Source organism: Burkholderia sp. LS-044, from assembly GCF_004803625.1.
Taxonomy (GTDB): Bacteria; Pseudomonadota; Gammaproteobacteria; order Burkholderiales; family Burkholderiaceae; genus Burkholderia; species Burkholderia cepacia.
The window spans coordinates 150,593-167,427 of the sequence record NZ_SSWO01000016.1 but is presented as its reverse complement, the minus strand read 5'-3'; the positions used below and the strand labels follow the sequence as shown (position 1 = coordinate 167,427).

At 69.1% G+C, this 16,835-nt stretch carries 12 protein-coding genes; 6 read left to right on the top strand and 6 right to left on the bottom strand.

Annotation, left to right across the window (positions count from 1 at the left end):
- Positions 1–110 precede the first annotated feature (110 nt).
- The 3 genes from tldD to E9536_RS32165 form a co-directional block, all read right to left on the bottom strand.
- Entirely contained in the window at positions 111–1,577 is a 1,467-nt protein-coding gene (gene tldD, locus E9536_RS32175; RefSeq protein ID WP_060359593.1) for a metalloprotease TldD, read from the bottom strand.
- Positions 1,578–1,662: 85 nt separating this feature from the next.
- A complete protein-coding gene (locus E9536_RS32170) occupies positions 1,663–2,490 on the bottom strand; it encodes a carbon-nitrogen hydrolase family protein (RefSeq protein WP_136472114.1) in 828 nt (275 codons plus the stop codon).
- 63 nt (positions 2,491–2,553) lie between these two features.
- Complete coding sequence (locus E9536_RS32165; RefSeq protein ID WP_136472112.1) at positions 2,554–6,753, bottom strand: YhdP family protein; 4,200 nt, start codon at positions 6,751–6,753, stop codon at positions 2,554–2,556.
- A gap of 230 nt (positions 6,754–6,983) precedes the next feature.
- Here E9536_RS32165 and glnE point away from each other — a divergent pair, with 230 nt between their 5' ends.
- Entirely contained in the window at positions 6,984–9,788 is a 2,805-nt protein-coding gene (gene glnE, locus E9536_RS32160; protein WP_136472110.1) for a bifunctional [glutamate--ammonia ligase]-adenylyl-L-tyrosine phosphorylase/[glutamate--ammonia-ligase] adenylyltransferase, read from the top strand.
- A gap of 114 nt (positions 9,789–9,902) precedes the next feature.
- On the opposite strand, the gene recN is transcribed toward glnE, so the two are convergent.
- Positions 9,903–11,552: a DNA repair protein RecN gene (gene recN, locus E9536_RS32155; protein ID WP_059698824.1), complete on the bottom strand. Its 1,650-nt coding sequence runs from the start codon at positions 11,550–11,552 to the stop codon at positions 9,903–9,905.
- A 19-nt stretch (positions 11,553–11,571) separates the two neighbouring features.
- On the bottom strand, positions 11,572–12,474 hold the full coding sequence (locus tag E9536_RS32150; RefSeq protein ID WP_027788318.1) for an NAD kinase: 903 nt from the start codon (positions 12,472–12,474) through the stop codon (positions 11,572–11,574).
- Between the two features lie 131 nt (positions 12,475–12,605).
- On the opposite strand from E9536_RS32150, the gene hrcA reads away from it, so the two are divergent.
- The 3 genes from hrcA to E9536_RS32135 all read left to right on the top strand — a co-directional run bounded on the left by hrcA (position 12,606) and on the right by E9536_RS32135 (position 15,253).
- Positions 12,606–13,628, top strand: coding sequence for a heat-inducible transcriptional repressor HrcA (gene hrcA, locus E9536_RS32145; protein WP_021162218.1), 1,023 nt, complete (start codon positions 12,606–12,608; stop codon positions 13,626–13,628).
- A 147-nt stretch (positions 13,629–13,775) separates the two neighbouring features.
- Positions 13,776–14,849 (top strand): ferrochelatase, encoded by a 1,074-nt coding sequence (gene hemH, locus E9536_RS32140; protein WP_027788317.1) that lies wholly within the window; start codon positions 13,776–13,778, stop codon positions 14,847–14,849.
- Positions 14,846–15,253, top strand: a complete 408-nt coding sequence (locus tag E9536_RS32135) for an RNA-binding S4 domain-containing protein (RefSeq protein WP_021162216.1) — start codon at positions 14,846–14,848, stop codon at positions 15,251–15,253. Before hemH ends, E9536_RS32135 begins: the two co-directional genes overlap by 4 nt.
- Here the strand turns inward: E9536_RS32135 and E9536_RS41665 are convergent.
- Positions 15,225–15,386: a hypothetical protein gene (locus tag E9536_RS41665; protein ID WP_006476841.1), complete on the bottom strand. Its 162-nt coding sequence runs from the start codon at positions 15,384–15,386 to the stop codon at positions 15,225–15,227. The two genes, E9536_RS32135 and E9536_RS41665, sit on opposite strands and share 29 nt — an antisense overlap.
- 356 nt (positions 15,387–15,742) lie before the next feature.
- Between E9536_RS41665 and grpE the strand changes: the two genes are divergently transcribed.
- Positions 15,743–16,288, top strand: coding sequence for a nucleotide exchange factor GrpE (gene grpE, locus E9536_RS32130; RefSeq protein ID WP_027788315.1), 546 nt, complete (start codon positions 15,743–15,745; stop codon positions 16,286–16,288).
- 10 nt (positions 16,289–16,298) lie between these two features.
- Positions 16,299–16,709: a thioredoxin family protein gene (locus E9536_RS32125; protein WP_059528987.1), complete on the top strand. Its 411-nt coding sequence runs from the start codon at positions 16,299–16,301 to the stop codon at positions 16,707–16,709.
- Positions 16,710–16,835 lie beyond the last annotated feature (126 nt).

Here is a 16,835-nt window from a genome sequence, read left to right as displayed (position 1 = left end):
TTCGGAATTTATACCCCGTCGCCGGGCGGCTGGCAACCGGGGAGCGTCGAAAATGCGGACATTCCGCGCGTTTTCTTCAAAATGCGCGGAATGTCTGCGCCGCGATGCGGTTATGCCGTACCGCCGACCGTCATCTTGTCGATCCGCAGGGTCGGCTGGCCGACGCCGACCGGCACGCTCTGGCCTTCCTTGCCGCACACGCCGACACCGGTGTCGAGCGACATGTCGTTGCCGATCATGCTCACGTACTTCAGCGATTCGGGGCCGCTGCCGATCAGCGTCGCGCCCTTCACCGGGTAGGTGATCTTGCCGTTCTCGATCATGTACGCCTCGGACGCCGAGAACACGAACTTGCCGTTCGTGATGTCGACCTGGCCGCCGCCGAAGTTCACCGCGTACAGGCCGTTCTTCACCGACGCGATGATTTCCTGCGGATCCTTGTCGCCGTTCAGCATGTACGTGTTGGTCATGCGCGGCATCGGCAGCGCCGCGTACGATTCGCGCCGCGCGTTGCCCGTGACCGGCATCTTCATCAGGCGCGCGTTCAGCGTGTCCTGGATGTAGCCCTTCAGGATGCCGTCCTCGATCAGCGTCGTGCACTGCGTCGGGTTGCCTTCGTCGTCGATGTTCAACGAGCCGCGGCGGTTCGGCAGCGTGCCGTCGTCGACCACCGTCACGCCCTTCGCGGCGACCTGCTCGCCGATCCGACCGGCGAACGCGGACGAACCCTTGCGGTTGAAGTCGCCTTCGAGGCCGTGGCCGATCGCTTCGTGCAGCAGCACGCCCGGCCAGCCCGGCCCGAGCACGACCGTCATCGCGCCGGCCGGCGCGGGGCGTGCGTCGAGGTTCACGAGCGCCGCATGCACGGCGTCGTCGACGTAGCGCGACAGGACTTCGTCGGAGAAGTAACCGTAGTCGAAGCGGCCGCCGCCGCCGCCGGAGCCGATTTCGCGGCGGCCGTTCTGCTCGGCGATCACCGTGACCGACACGCGTACGAGCGGGCGGATGTCGGCGGCGAGCGCGCCGTCGCTGCGCGCGACCAGCACGACGTCGTATTCGCCGGCGAGGCCGGCCATCACCTGCGTGACACGCGGGTCGCGGCCGCGCGCCATCTGCTCGATGCGCTCGAGCAGCTTGACCTTGGCCGTCGCGTCGAGCGACGCGAGCGGATCGGACGGCAGGTACAGGTCGCGGCCCGAGATGCCCTTCAGCGACGTGGCCGCCTTGATCTTCTGGCGGCCGCCGCCGGCCGCCGCGATCGCCTTGGTGGCCGCGGCCGCCTGCGCGATCGCTTCCGGGGACAGGTCGTCCGAGTACGCGAACGCGGTGCGGTCGCCCGCGACCGCGCGCACGCCGACGCCCTGGTCGATGCTGAAGCTGCCCGATTTGACGATGCCTTCCTCGAGGCTCCACGCTTCGCTGCGGGTCGCCTGGAAGTACAGGTCCGCGTAGTCGACGCGATGCGTGAAGATGTCGGCGATCGTGCGCGTGAGCAGGCTTTCGTCGAGGCCGTACGGCGTGAGCAGGATGTCCTTCGCCAGCGCGAGGTTGCGGATGCCGGGTTCGATGATGTTCATGCGGATATCGGGGTTTCTCAAAAAGTTGTCGGGTGCTTCTGGGCAGATGGGTTGGCCGCGCGGTGTTTCAAGCGGTGCGGCGGATTCAGGTCAGCACGCGGTGCCGCCACGCGGGCAGGCTCTGGCGCACGTCGGCGATGCGCTGCGGATCGAGCGTGCCGCGCACGACGCTTGCGCCCACGTCGCGAACCGCGACGATCTCGCCCCACGGGTCGATCAGCATGCTGTGGCCCCAGGTGCGCCGGCCGTTCTCGTGCTTGCCGCCTTGCGCGGCCGCGAGCACGTAGCACTGGTTCTCGACGGCCCGCGCGCGCAGCAGCGTTTCCCAGTGCGCGCGGCCGGTCGTATACGTAAACGCCGACGGTACGACGATCAGTGCGCAGTCGCCCATCCTGCGATACAGCTCCGGAAAGCGGAGATCGTAACAGACGGACAGGCCGACCCGCCCGAACGGCGCGTTGAACGTGACGACCGTATCGCCCGCGCGGATCGTGCGCGCTTCGTCGAACGACTCGTCGCCTTTCTCGAAGTTGAACAGGTGGATCTTGTCGTAGCGCGCGGCTTCATTGCCGGATGGATCGAACACGAGCGTCGTGTTGAGCACGCGATCGGGCTCCGGGGCCTTCAGCGGCAGCGTGCCGCCGATCACCCAGATGCCGTGGCGACGCGCGGCGTCCGCGAGGAAATGCTGGATCGGGCCGTCCCGGTAAGGTTCGGCGAGCGCGAGCTTGTCGGTGTCGCGGTGACCCATGAAGCAGAAGTACTCGGGCAGCAGCACGAGCTGCGCGCCTTCGCCGGCGGCTTCCGCGATCAGGCGGCGCGCTTCGGCGAGATTGCGCGCGACGTCCGGCGTGCTCACCATCTGCAGCGCGGCGACCTGGAAGGGCGTGGCGGAACGGGTGTGGTCGGTCATCGCTGGATCGGTTGCGTCATAAATGGGGTGCGGCCCGGCACCGTGCGCGGCCCGACGCGCGGTTCAATGGCTCGCCGCATCGGCCGGACCGTGATTCATCTTACCCTGATCGCCCCTCACCCGCTCGATGTGCGGGTGCGCCCACGAGCCGGTGATCGTGTAGTCGAGCGCGAACGCGCGCGACAGCGTCTCCGACAGCGCGTAGTTCGCGGCCAGCACGCCGACGCCGAGCAGCGGGTTGACGATGGCCGCCCCGATCGCCGCCGCGCCCGCGCTGATTTTCGGCGCGACGTGCGCGTGCAGGTCCTGCGTCTCGGTGCCGAGATCCACCGCGCCGCGCACGGTGACGTTCGCGGGCCCGGTCATCATCGAGAAGTCGTCGGTGCGGGCGATCCCGTTCGAGATCCGGCCGGTGCCCGTGATCTTGTCGAACGGCAGCCCCTTGCCGATCACGTCGCGGAAATTCAGCGTCAGGAACCGTGCGAGGCTCTGCAGGCTCAGCACGCCGAGGAGCTTCGCCGCGCCCGGATCGACCTTCAGGATCTGGCCGTGTTCGAGGTCGAGCGCGATCTGGCCGCCGAGCGACGGCAGGTCGACCGCGGTCGGGCCGCCGCGCCAACCGACCTTGCCGGTGACGGTGCCGTGACCGTCCGCGAGCGTGCGCGGCAGGCCGACGCGGTCGAGCAGCGCGCCCGCGTTGTCGATGTCGAGCTTGAAGTCGAACACGGTGCGGCGCGGTGCGTCGTTTTCATCGGCGCCGCGGGCGAGCGCGCGGCGCGAGGTGCGCCAGTTGCCGGTCGCCGTCAGCTTCGCGGCCGGGTTCGACAGCTCCAGCTTGTCGAGCTGCCAGACCGGCGTGCCGGCTTCGTCGATGTTGCGCGCGTTGACGACGAGACGGCCGATGTCGTGGTTGCGCGCGACGACCTGGTCGACGATCAGGTCGATCGACGGCATCGGGCGGTCGGTCGGCGTCGGCAGGTTCATCGCGCGGCCGACGAGATCGTGCTGCGCGCTGTCGGGCACCACGAGCTTCGCGAGCCGCGCGTTCAGCACGCCCGCGCCGTTGTGGCCGCCGCCCGGCGCCCATGACAGGTAGCCCGACACCTGGTTCGACGCGATGTTCGCCTGCCAGAGCTCGTCGACGTGCGACGCGCCGACGATCACGTTTTCCCAGTTGCGCTTGAGCAGCTTCAGCGTGCCGAAATGGAGCGCGAAACGCTTCGGCGCGAAGCTCGCGAAATCGACGCGCGGCGCGGCTTGCGGCTCCTGCGCGCGCGGCGTGTCGGGCTTCAGCGTATGGGCCAGCGCGAGCCACGCATCGGCGTCCAGTTCGTTGACGTCGACGGCCGCGCTCACGCCGTCCTGCGGCATGTCGGGCATCCGGTGGATGCCCATCGCGCCGCGCACCGCGCGCAGCGGCTGGCCGCGCGTCGCGTCGAGCAGGTAGGTCGCGGACACGGGGCCGAGCGTCAGGTCGGCGTGCTCGAGGCGCTTGCCGTCCGCCTGCGGCGCCGGCTGCAGCGTGAAGCTGAACGGCATCGGCGTGCCGGCCGGTTTTGCGAACGGCGCGGGGAAATTCAGTGCCACGCCGGTCAGGTCGGAATGCGCGCTGATGTCGGGCAGGCGGCCCGGCGCGCCGCGCACGGCGACCTTGTACGGCGCGTCGCCGACCACGTGCTCGAGCAGCGCGGCCGCCGGGCCGTGCAGGTTCAGGCCGCGTGCGGCGTCGAGCGCGAGCCGGCCGTCGACGTCCACCGTATACGGGCCGTGCGACTGGAAGTTGCCGCTCGCGCGCACCGGGCCGCCGAGGAAGCGTCCCGACAGGTCGTGCAGCGATGCGCCGGCCTCGGTGAACCGGACACTGCCGCGCAGCGCGGACAGCGGCGGCACACCGCTCGTCGTCAGCGTGTTGCCGCCGAACGCGAGCGCGCCTTCGATGTGCGTGTGCGGATGCGGGACGTGCTGCGGAATCGTGATCTTGAGCGCGAGCGACGCGGGCCCCTGCGCATCGATCCGCTGGCCGATATGCCCGCTCATCGTGCCGAGCGAGCTGTTGTCCGCGTAGTCGATCAGGTCGGCGAGCGGGCCCTGCGCATGACCGTCGATGATGAGCGGCGAGTGGCTCGGGTTGCCGAGATCGTCGATGCGGCCCGCGACCTTCGTCAGCGCGACGCGCTTGTAGTGCGCACGATCGATGTCGAAGCGCAGCTTGTTCTGCGCGAGCTCGAACACGCCGTTGATCCCGTCGAGCGCCGGCCAGACGCTCGGCGTGCCGTTCGCGAGCTTGCGCGGCGGGTACGGCGTCGGTTCGAAGCGGCCGCCGGTGAACGGCGCGACGATGTGGAACACGCCGGCGTCCGGCTCGTGTTCGAACGGGAATTTCTCGAGCGGGCCGCGCGCGACGATCGACGCACCCTTGGTCACCTGGCCGGCCTGCAGCGCATGGCCGAGATAGTCGCGCAGGTGTTCGGACATCCCGGTCGGCAGGTAGCGCGGAATGCGCGCCACCGACGCGCGGGCGAAATCGGCACGCAGGTCGAGCGAGCCGCGGCCGTGGCCGGGGTTCGTGTACGAGCCGGATACCGCGATTTCGGCATCGGGGTTCGAGACGAGCAGGTCGGGCAGGGTCACGTCGACGCGCGCATGCTTTTCGCCGGCCGCGGGCGTGATCACCCACTTTGCGTTGCCGCGCAGCCGGTCGAATGTCAGGCGCGGCTCGTCGAATTCGCCGGGTACCGTGACCGCCGCGTTGACCGTATCGAAATGCGCGCTGCCGCCCGTCTCGTTCGCATCGACGCGGCCCCACAGGTTCTCGACGCCCGGCCAGCCGGCCCGCGGGTGGCCACGCGGCGACAGCCCGGGCGGCGGCTCCTGCGCGGCGAAGCTGATGCCCTGCAGATCGCCGAGGAAGCGATAGCGGACGATCGGCGCGGCGCCCATGCGCCGCTCCTCGTCGGCGAGGTCGGCTCGCGCGGGCTTCGCGCGTTCGACCTCGATGTGATAGTTCGACACCATCCCGCGCGGGTCGATCTTGATCAGCTCGTTGCGCAGGCGCGCCGGCAGCGGCAGCCCGCGAATGAACTCGCTGAGAATGCCGAGATCGACGCGGTCGCCGACGACGCTCAACAGCTGCCCCTGGCTGGCGGTCGGCACACGGTAGCGGGCCGTCAGCGTCGACAGCGCGAGCGAGCGGGCGAGCGGTGTGCCGTCCGGCAGCGGCGGCTGGCCGAGTTCCGCGTTGAAGCGCGTCAGGTGCAGCGTGTAGTCGTGGCCGGCATCGAGCTGCATGTCCCAGCCGAAGCCGACCGTCGGCACGTCGAGCCGCGGCTGCGTCGGGCGCACGCGCAGCGCGACGTCCGCGCCCTGCAGGTCGCCGCCCGCCGAATGCAGGTGGCCGTCGCTGAAGGTGGCCCAGATCGCGTTGTCGATCCGGCCCGCGTGGATCGTGAGCGGCATGTCGAGGTAGCGCCCGAGCGTCTGCAGGTCGACCGGGCCCGTCGACAGGTACGCGTCGCCCGACCAGTTCGACGGCTTGCCGACCGGTGCGAGCGGCTTGTGCCTGAAGCGCGCGCGGAAATCGAGCGGGCCGAGCAGCAGCGTGCCGTTCGCGGGCGCCTGCAGCGCGGCCTTGTGCACGCGGCCGTCGTTGAGCACCGCGAGCCGGATGCCCGACAGCACGAGCTCCGGCGCGTCGTGCTGCGCGTCGCGCCAGCGCAGCGTGCCGCCGCGCAGCACGATCGCTTCCTGCTTCAGCAGCCACGTACCGAACGTGTCGTTGCCGCCATGAGTGGTTGCCACGCCGACGCCCGCGACGCTCAGCGAGCCGTCGGCCGCGCGCGCGACGACGAGGTCGGGCTCGTCGACGATCAGGCTCGACAGCGCGGGCGACAGCCGCAGCAGCGACATCCAAGACAGCGCGGCCGTTGCATGCGGCACCGACAGCGCGACCTTGCCGTCGTGGCCGCGGATCGTCAGGTTCGTGAGTTCGACGCCCGGCTGCATGCCGGACCAGTTCGGGGAAAGCTTGCCGATCGAAAGCTGCGCGTGGAGCTTGTCGGACACCGCGCGCTCGATGCGCGGGCGGAATTCGTCGATGCGGGGCAGCAGTACGTAGCGCAGCCCGAGGAACGCGCCGGACGCGACGAAGTAGGTGCCGAGCCCGACTGCCAGCGTCACCCGGAACACGCGGCGCAGGACCGGATGATCGTGCTTCGGAGGTCCCGCTTCGGGCGCAGCTACGGCGGATTCCTGACGGTCGGACATGCGGCGGACGGGCGGCGATATGGTAGTTTTGCAGACTGACGTTGAAATGTATCACACGGGTTCGTGCCGGCGGCCGTTGCGGCAGCGCGGCACGGGCTTTCCGGCGCGCGGTTTCGCGGCGGGCGCACGCGCGTCCCGCGATGCCGCGCCGAATCCATGGGGCTGGCCGATAGCGGGGCGCGCACGCGCCGGCCGCTGCCGGCCAGCCTTTCCGCCAGGCCCGCTTCTCGATGACCGACGCTTCCGCCCTGATCAGCACGTCCTATTCCCGATACCTCGCTCGCGCGGCTGCCGCGCGGCCCGCGCTGGCCGAACAGGTCGCCGCGTGGGCCGCCGCGCCGCTCGGCCGCGTGCAGCTCGACGCGCGCCTCACCGAGCTGCTGGCGACGCCGGCCGGCACGGCCGCGCCGACCGAGGAGCAACTGAAGTGCGCGCTGCGGCAGTTGCGTGTCGAGGCGTTCGGCGCGGTCGCGGAACGCGACCTGCGCGGGCTGGCGGACGTCGCCGAGGTCACGGGCGCGATGACCGATCTCGCCGAAGTGGCCGTGCAGCGTTCGCTCGCGCTGCTGTCGGTTGAACTCGAGGCGCTATACGGCGAGCCGCGCGGCGCCGACGGCCAGCGCGTCGTGCTCGGCGTGGTCGGGATGGGCAAGCTCGGCGGCCGCGAGCTGAACGTGTCGTCGGACATCGACCTGATCTTCGTCTACGAGGACGACGGCGAGACGACCGGCGGCGCGCGTTCGCCGCTGTCCACGCAGGAATACTTCACGCGGCTCGGCCGGCGCCTGATCGGCGTGCTGTCCGAGGTCACGGCCGACGGCTACGTGTTTCGCGTCGACATGCGGCTGCGTCCGAACGGCGATTCGGGGCCGCTCGTCTGCAGCCTCGGCATGCTCGAGGAATATTTCTACGTGCAGGGGCGCGAGTGGGAGCGCTATGCGTGGATCAAGGGGCGGCTCGTGTCGGAAGGCGACAGCGACGCGGCGCGACGGCTGGAGTCGCAGCTCGAGTCGATCGTCAAGCCGTTCGTGTATCGCCGCTATCTCGATTTCGGCGTGATCGGCGCGATCCGCTCGCTGCACCAGCAGATCCGGCAGGAAGCCGCGCGCCGCGCGTCGATGCGGCCCGACAAGTCGGACGACATCAAGCTCGGGCGCGGCGGGATCCGCGAGATCGAGTTCAGCGCGCAGGTATTCCAGCTGATCCGGGGCGGCCAGGATGCGGAATTCCGCGTGCGGCCGACGCTCGCGGTGCTGCACCATGCGCAGGCGCGCGGGCTGATCGGCGAGGACGTGTGCGCGCGCCTGGCCGACGCTTACAACTTCCTGCGTACGCTCGAGCACCGGCTGCAGTACCGCAACGACGCGCAGACGCACGCGATGCCGGTCGAGTCCGACGAACGCGCGGCGCTGGCTGCATCGCTCGGCTTTGCCGACTACGCGGCGCTGATGACGGTGCTGGATGAGCACCGGAACTTCGTCGAGGCGCAGTTCGACCAGATCTTCGCGGACAAGGTGAAGGGCGGCGGCCCTTGCGCGGCGGGTGACGACACGGCCGCCGCATGGATCTGGAGCGGCGCGTTGGGCGACGACGGCGAGGACGATGCGCTGGTCGCGCGCCTCGACGGCCTCGGCTTCGCCGATCCGGCCGCCGTGCTCGCGCGGCTGCGTGCGATCTGGCAATCGACGCGCTACATGGGCCTGCCGGAAAAGAGCCGGCAGCGCTTCGACAGCGTCGCGCAGCGGGCGCTCGAGGCCGCGCCGAACATCGACGCCGCACGCCGCGACGACACGATCGTGCGCCTGTTCGACCTGCTCGAGACGGTCAGCCGGCGCGGCGTCTATCTCGCGCTGCTGACCGAGTATCCGGCCGCGCTCGACCGCGTGCTGTCGGTGCTCGGTGCGACGCGCTGGGGCGGCGGTTACCTGATCCGCCACCCGCAACTGCTCGACGAGCTGCTCGACGACGAGGCGATCGCGAGCCCGTTCGACTGGCCTGCGTTCAAGGACGCGCTGCGCGCGCGCCTCGCGGCGGCCGACGGCCCCGAGCAGCAGATGGACCTGCTGCGGCACGCGCAGCACGCGGAGGTGTTCCGGATCCTGCTGATCGACCTGGCCGGGCAGCTGTCGGTCGAGCACGTGAGCGACCGGCTGTCCGAGCTGGCCGACGCCGTGCTCGACGTGACGATCGAAGTCGTCTGGTCCCAGCTCGCGAAACGCCATCGCGACGTGCCGAAGTTCGCGGTGATCGCGTACGGCAAGCTGGGCGGCAAGGAGCTAGGCTACGCATCCGATCTCGACCTGATCTTCCTGTACGACGACGCGGACGAGCGCTCGGCGGACGTCTACACGACCTTCACGCGGCGGCTCATCACGTGGCTCACCACGGCGACCGGGGCCGGCGCGCTGTTCGACATCGACCTGCGGCTGCGGCCGAACGGCGAGGCCGGGCTGCTCGTCACCGATCTCGATGCGTTCCGCCGCTACCAGCTGCGCGAGGGCGACGCCGCGAACACCGCGTGGGTGTGGGAGCACCAGGCGCTGACGCGTGCCCGCTACAGCGCGGGCGACGCGCAGATCGGCGCGGACTTCGAGGCGATCCGCCAGCAGGTACTGACGACGCCGCGCGACGGCGGCGTGCTCGCGAAGGAGATCGTCGACATGCGCGGCAAGGTGTTTGCCGGCCATCCGAACCAGACCGATCTGTTCGACCTGAAGCACGATCGCGGCGGGATGGTCGACATCGAATTCATCGTCCAGTACTGGGTGCTGCTGCACGCGTCGAGCGACGCCGAGCTGATCCGCAACACGGGCAACATCGCGCTGCTGCGCGAGGTCGCGCGCTTCGGGCTGATGGGCGAGGACGAGGCCGAGCGCGTCGGCGCGGCCTACCGGAAGTACCGGAAGCTGCAGCACAAGCTGCGGCTCGACGGGATGGAGAAGGCGCGGGTCGATCCGGCCGTGGTGGCCGACGAGCGCGCAGCCGTGACGGCGCTGTGGGCGCGCGTGTTCGGGACGGCTGAAACGGGCGTTTGAGTCGGGCGTTCGAATTCGTGGAGCAGGGCGGGCGCGATCGGGCGAGCGGCCGTGCGGCAAAAAAAACCGGCGCATGCGCCGGTCTTTTTGCATTCGGCCGATGCGATGCCCGCGTCAGGCCGCCAGCATTTCCTTCGCGTGCTTGCGCGTCGTGGCCGTGATCTCGAGCCCGCCGAGCATCCGCGCGACTTCCTCGATCCGGTTGGCGCGGTCGAGCGCGACGACCGTCGACACGGTGCCGCCGCGCTCGTCGGCGCCCTTCGCGACCTGGAAGTGGTGGTCGCCGCGCGCGGCGACCTGCGGCAGGTGCGTCACGCACAGCACCTGGCGATCGCGCCCGAGCTGGTGCAGCAGGCGGCCGACCACTTCGGCGACGCCGCCGCCGATCCCCGTATCGACTTCGTCGAAGATCAGCGTCGGCGTCGGGCTCGCCGCGCTCGCGATCACCGCGAGCGCGAGGCTGATCCGCGCGAGTTCGCCGCCCGACGCGACCTTCGCGAGCGGCCGCAGCGGCACGCCGGGGTGGCCGGCGACCCGGAATTCGACCTGCTCGAGCCCGTGCGGGCCGCCGTCGGCGAGCGGGACGAGCGCGACTTCGAAGCTTCCGCCCGCCATCGACAGTTCCTGCATGCCGGCCGTGACGGCCGTGCCGAGCGCCTTGGCGGCCTGCGCGCGCGCCTTCGACAGATGCCCTGCATCGGCGAGGTAGGCTTCCCGCGCCTTGGCCTGCGTCGCCTCGAGCGCACCGAGATCGGCGGCCGCGTCGAGCGCGGCGAGCTGCGCGCGGCGTGCCGCGTGTTCTTCGTGCAGCGTGTCGGGCGGCAACCGGAACTTGCGGGCGGTCGAGTGCAGCGCATCGAGGCGCGTTTCGACCTGCGCGAGCCGCTCGGGATCGAGATCGACGCGCTGCGCATAGTGCGACAGCGAGTAGACGGCTTCCTGCAGCTGGATCTCGGCCGGTTCGAGCGACGCGAGCGCGTCGCCGAGCGCGGTGTCGTAGTCGGCCAGGCTGCGCAGCTTCGACACGATCGCGCCGAGCTGCGCGAGCATCGCGTCGTCGGCCTCGGACAACGCGTTGAGTGCGCCGCGCACGCCGTCGATCAGGTTCGCCGAATGCGACAGGCGCTTGTGCTCGTTGCTGACTTCGTCCCATTCGCCGGGCTGCGGCGCGAGCTTGTCGAGCTCGGCGAGCTGCCACGCGAGCTTTTCGCGTTCGAGCTGCAGCTCCCGCTCGTGCGCTTTCGCGGCCTCGATCGCCTGCGTCGCGTCGCGCCACACGCGCCACGCGCGCGCGACGTTCGCCGCATCGGCGACGAGCCCCGCGTGCGTGTCGAACAGCTCGCGCTGCGCGTCGGGCCGCATCAGCAGCTGGTGCGCATGCTGGCCGTGGATGTCGACGAGCATTTCGCCGAGTTCGCGCAGCTGCGCGAGCGTCGCGCTGGTGCCGTTGATGAACGCGCGCGACCGGCCGTTCGCGTCGATCACGCGGCGCAGCATCACGGTGTCCTCGGTGTCGAACGCGTGTTCGTCGAGCCAGCGCGCGACGCGGTCGTGCGGCGTGAATTCGGCGGTGATGTCGGCGCGGCCGCAGCCGGTGCGCACGACGCTCGCGTCGGCACGTTCGCCGAGCGCGAGGGCGAGGGCGTCGATCAGGATCGATTTCCCGGCGCCGGTTTCACCGGAAAAGACGGAAAAGCCGCTGTCGAATTCGAGATCGAGCGCGGCGACGATGACGAAGTCGCGGATCGAGAGGTGGCGGAGCATGGTGTCGGGCGGAGCGGCGTCAGGACGCCTTGTCGTCTTCGTTCGAGGCGTGTTCGTTCCAGTGCAGCTTCTTTCGCAGCGTCGCGTAGTAGCTGTAGCCGATCGGGTGCAGGAACGGCACCGTGTGCTTCGAGCGGCGCACCTCGATCGTGTCGTTCAGTTCGAGCGACGTGAACGACTGCATGTCGAAGTTCACGTTGACGTCGCGCCCGCCGACGATCTGGATCGCGATCTTCGAATCGTCGGGCAGCACGATCGGCCGGTTCGACAGCGCGTGCGGCGCGATCGGCACGAGCACGATGCCCTGCAGCTGCGGATGGAGGATCGGGCCGGCCGACGACAGCGCGTAAGCGGTCGAGCCGGTCGGCGTGGCGACGATCAGGCCGTCCGAACGCTGGTTGTACATGTACCGGCCGTCGACCGACGCGCGCAGCTCGACCATCCCGGAGAAGCCGCTGCGGTTCACGACGACGTCGTTGAACGCGAGCGCGTGGTAGATCGGTTCGCCGTCGCGCATGATCCGGGCCTCGAGCAGCGAGCGCTCCTCGCGCTCGAACTTGCCCGACAGGATCACCGGGACGAGTGCCTGCATGTCCGCCGCCGCGATATCGGTGATGAAGCCGAGCCGCCCGTGGTTGATCCCGATCAGCGGTGTCTTGTATGGCGCGAGCTGACGGCCGATGCCGAGCATCGTCCCGTCGCCGCCCAGTACGACCGCCACGTCGGCGCGTGCCCCGATTTCGGCCGGGGTCAGCGCCGGGTAGCCGGTGATGCCGATCTCGCGGGCGGTCTCGGCTTCGAAGACGACCTCGAAGCCCCGCTTGGCGATGCAGGCGGCCAGCGTGGCGAGCGGCTCGGCGATGTTCGGCGTGTTGCTCCGGCCGACGAGCGCGACAGTGTTGAACTGATTACCGGTTTTCATGCCGGCATTACACCATAGCTCGTTGACGAAAAGAACCGGCTGTGCGCTGACGGGGCCGGATCGGGTCGGCCCGCGCATCGGTGGCCGACGCCACTCGCCGCGGTCGCGCGGTTGCGCTAAAATTTTCCACCATGCTAGATCCTCGCGCACGAACCCTCCTGAAAACCCTGATCGAACGGTATATCGCCGACGGTCAGCCAGTCGGATCGCGCACGTTGTCCCGTTACTCCGGGCTCGAGCTGAGCCCGGCGACGATCCGCAACGTGATGTCCGACCTGGAGGAGCTCGGCCTCGTGTCGAGCCCGCACACGTCGGCCGGCCGCGTGCCGACGCCGCGCGGCTACCGGCTGTTCGTCGACACGATGCTGACGGTCGAGGTGCCGATCGACGCCGAGGCCGTCGCGCGGCAGGTGCAGAACACGTTGCAGGCCGGCGAGCCGCAGCAGCGCGTCGTGGCGGCCGCTGCGAGCGTGCTGTCGAACCTGTCGCAGTTCGCGGGCGTCGTGCTGACGCCACGCCGCAGCCACGTGTTCAAGCAGATCGAGTTCATGCGTCTGTCGGACAAGCGCATCCTGCTGATCATCGTGACGCCCGAGGGTGACGTGCAGAACCGGATGCTCGCGACGCCGCGCGACTACTCGCCGTCGCAACTGACCGAGGCGTCCAACTACATCAACGCGCATTTCGCCGGACTGTCGTTCGACGAGGTGCGCCGTCGCCTGCGCGACGAGATCGACCAGTTGCGCGGCGACATGACCACGCTGATGCATGCGGCGGTGACGGCCAGCACCGAGGTGCCCGACACCGAGGACACCGTGCTGATTTCCGGCGAGCGCAACCTGCTCGAGGTGGCGGATCTGTCGTCCGACATGGCCCGGCTGCGCAAGCTGTTCGACGTATTCGACCAAAAGACGGGCCTCCTGCAACTGCTCGACGTGTCGAGCCACGCCCAGGGCGTGCAGATCTTCATCGGCGGCGAATCGACGCTCGTGCCGATCGAGGAAATGAGCGTCGTTACCGCCCCTTACGAGGTGAACGGGCAGATCGTCGGCACGCTCGGCGTGATCGGCCCGACCCGCATGGCGTACAACCGCGTGATCCCGATCGTCGACATCACCGCGCGGCTGCTGTCGCTCACGCTGAGCCAGCAGTAGCCTGCGAGCGCCAGCCCGATCCCGCCCCGTCATCGTGCCGCGGCGCCGCGTGCGCCGACAGTCGGCCGAACGGCCGGCCGACCGGCGCGAGGCGGCCCGCTATAATTGAGAGCCGTCCGGTCCCGTGCCCCGAGCACGTTCTTGCCCATGCGTTTCGATCTTGAGCCGCCTTCGAGTATCGCGGCTGCCCATCGCATCGGCGTGCTGCTGATCAATCTCGGCACGCCCGATGCGCCCACGCCGCGTGCCGTGCGGCGCTATCTGGCCGAATTCCTGTCGGATCCGCGGGTCGTCGAGATTCCGCAGGCCGTCTGGCAAGTGCTGCTGCGCACGCTGATCCTGCCGCTGCGCGGCCGCGCGTCCGCGAAGAAATACGCGGCCGTCTGGATGCCCGAGGGCTCGCCGCTGCGCGTGCATACCGTGCGCCAGACCGACGGCGTGCGGCACCTGCTCGCGTCGAACGGTTATCAAGTGCAGGTCGACTACGCGATGCGCTACGGCAGTCCGAACATTTCGCACGCGCTCGCGCAGTTCAAGCGCGCCGGCGTCGAGCGCGTGCTGCTGATGCCGATGTATCCGCAATACTCGGCGTCGACCACGGCCACCGCATTCGACGCCGCATTCGACGCGCTCTCGCGCATGCGCAACCAGCCGGAGGTGCGCACGATACGGCACTACGCCGACCATCCGGCCTATATCCACGCGCTGGCCGAGCAGGTGCGCCAGTATTGGGCGCAGCACGGCCGGCCGGACTTCGCGGCCGGCGACAAGCTCGTGCTGAGCTTTCACGGCGTGCCGAAGCGCACGCTCGACCTCGGCGATCCCTATCACGACCAGTGCCAGCAGACGGGCGCACTGCTGATGGCCGCGCTCGGGTTGTCGACGACCGAGTGCCGCGTCACGTTCCAGTCGCGTTTCGGCAAGGCCGAATGGCTGCAGCCTTATACCGCGCCGACGCTGCGCGAGTTCGGCGAGGCAGGCGTACAGCGGGCCGACGTGTTCTGTCCCGGTTTCACGGCCGATTGCCTGGAGACGATCGAGGAGATCGGCATGGAGGTGCGCGACGAGTTCCTCGCCGGTGGCGGCAAGGCATTCCACCGGATTCCGTGCCTGAACGGCGCACCCGCGTGGATCGGCGCGCTTGGCGAGATCGTCGCCGAGAATCTGCAGGGCTGGCCGGTCAAGGCCGCGCAGCCCGAAACGGTGGGTGAGGTGCGATGAATTACAAGATTTCGACCGAACCGGGCGCGAAGCTGCGCATCGACAAATGGCTGTGGGCGGCCCGGTTCTTCAAGACGCGCTCGCTTGCGACCGATGCGGTCGACAAGGGGCACGTGAAGATCGGCGGGGCTGCAGTCAAGCCGGCGAAGGAAGTGCGCGTGGGCGACGAGGTCGAAATTGCGATCGACGGCATCGTCTGGCACATTGCCGTACTCGGCGTGTGCGACGTGCGCGGGCCGGCGAGCGTCGCGCAGACGCTTTACGAGGAAACGGAAGCGGGGCGGGCCGCACGGCTCGCCGAACTGGAGCGGCGCCGCACGTATCGCGAGCCGGCGGCCGAATTGCACGGCCGGCCGACGAAGCGCGACCGGCGCATCATCGACAGATTTTCTGGTGGGAGCTGAACATCTGGTCGAACGTCGCCCGCGCGCTCCCGTATTCGGTCGTGCGGTCGGTGACGGCTCCCGACAGGCAGATGGTGGTGGTGCCGGCAATGAGTACCAGCGCGACCACCGATATCGCAAAGGTCAGTTTCACGGTACTCCCCTCGAGAAGGGGTGAAAACGGCGCCAGGTGGTGGTTGTAAGGCGTCGGTCAGCTAAGGGTAAACACGCTTTTCCGACGCTTGAGTGGAGTGTAGTGCAGCGGGACTGTGCCAAGCTAGTACTTGCCAGGTAAGCGTTGTTACAGCCCGTTTCGCCTGCTTTGGCGGACTATTCGTGCGATGCACCGGTGCGACGCGCGGTTGTTTCGCGGCATTGGAGAATGCCGGCGAATAACCCTCTTGAAATCGCAGTTTTCACCCTTATTTGCACCAGCAATGTGCGGTGCCGCCGGGTATACGGTCCGGCGGTTGCCGATTTGGCTTCAACCTCTAATCGACTTTCAGCGACATGGAAAACACGCAAGAGAACCCGTCTACCCAATCGGCCGAAGATATCGGCAGCGAGAAGCAGGCGGCGCAAGGCGCTGCTCCCGCCGCCGAAGCAGCCGACGCGGCGCTCGCGGAGGCTCAAGCCAAGGTCGCCGAGCTGCAGGAGAGCTACCTGCGGGCGAAGGCCGAGACCGAGAACGTCCGCCGCCGCGCGCAGGACGACGTCTCGAAGGCGCACAAGTTCGCGATCGAGAGCTTCGCGGAGCACCTGCTGCCCGTGCTGGACAGCCTGGAAGCGGCCGTCAACGATACGTCCGGCGACATCGCGAAGGTGCGCGAAGGCGTCGAACTGACGCTGCGCCAGCTGACGAGCGCACTCGAGAAGGGCCGCGTCGTCGCGATCAACCCGGTCGGCGAGAAGTTCGATCCGCACCAGCACCAGGCGATTTCGATGGTGCCGGCCGAGCAGGAGCCGAACACCGTCGTCACGGTGCTGCAGAAGGGCTACACGATCGCCGACCGCGTGCTGCGTCCGGCGCTCGTCACCGTCGCGCAGCCGAAGTAAGGGCGTCGCGATGGTGCCCGCCGGCGTCGATCCGGCCGCATTTGACGCGTTCGACATGCAGGCGCTGGACGCCGGCACGTTCGACGCGGCGATCGACGGCGCGGGGGACGCGCTTGCGGTGGTGTTCTTCTGGGGCGTCGACTGCTTCAACTGCGAGATCGCGAAGAAGGCGATGCTCGCCCAGCCCGACGCCATCCGCGCGCTGGGCTTGAAGTGGTTCCATTGCAACGTGTACGAACACCACCAGCTGGGGCGCCGCTTCGGGCTGCACGGTGTGCCGACGTGGTTCTTCTTCCACCGCGGCAAGCGGCTCGGCCGCGCGACGGGCTGGCATGGCCTCGCCCAGTTCCAGGCGGCCGTGTCGGCGGCGCGCGCGAAAATCGCAGCGGCGGGCAGCGATCCCCTAGCCGGCGGCGATTGAAAAAATTTAATATCCGCATCGCTCGGCGGGTCTTGAAAACGGATCGGCCGGACGCATTTCGGGAACAGAGTTGAATTCTGGCGCGCGAAACCGCCCCAAAACGCGGGGTTTTGCGCAGCAAACAAG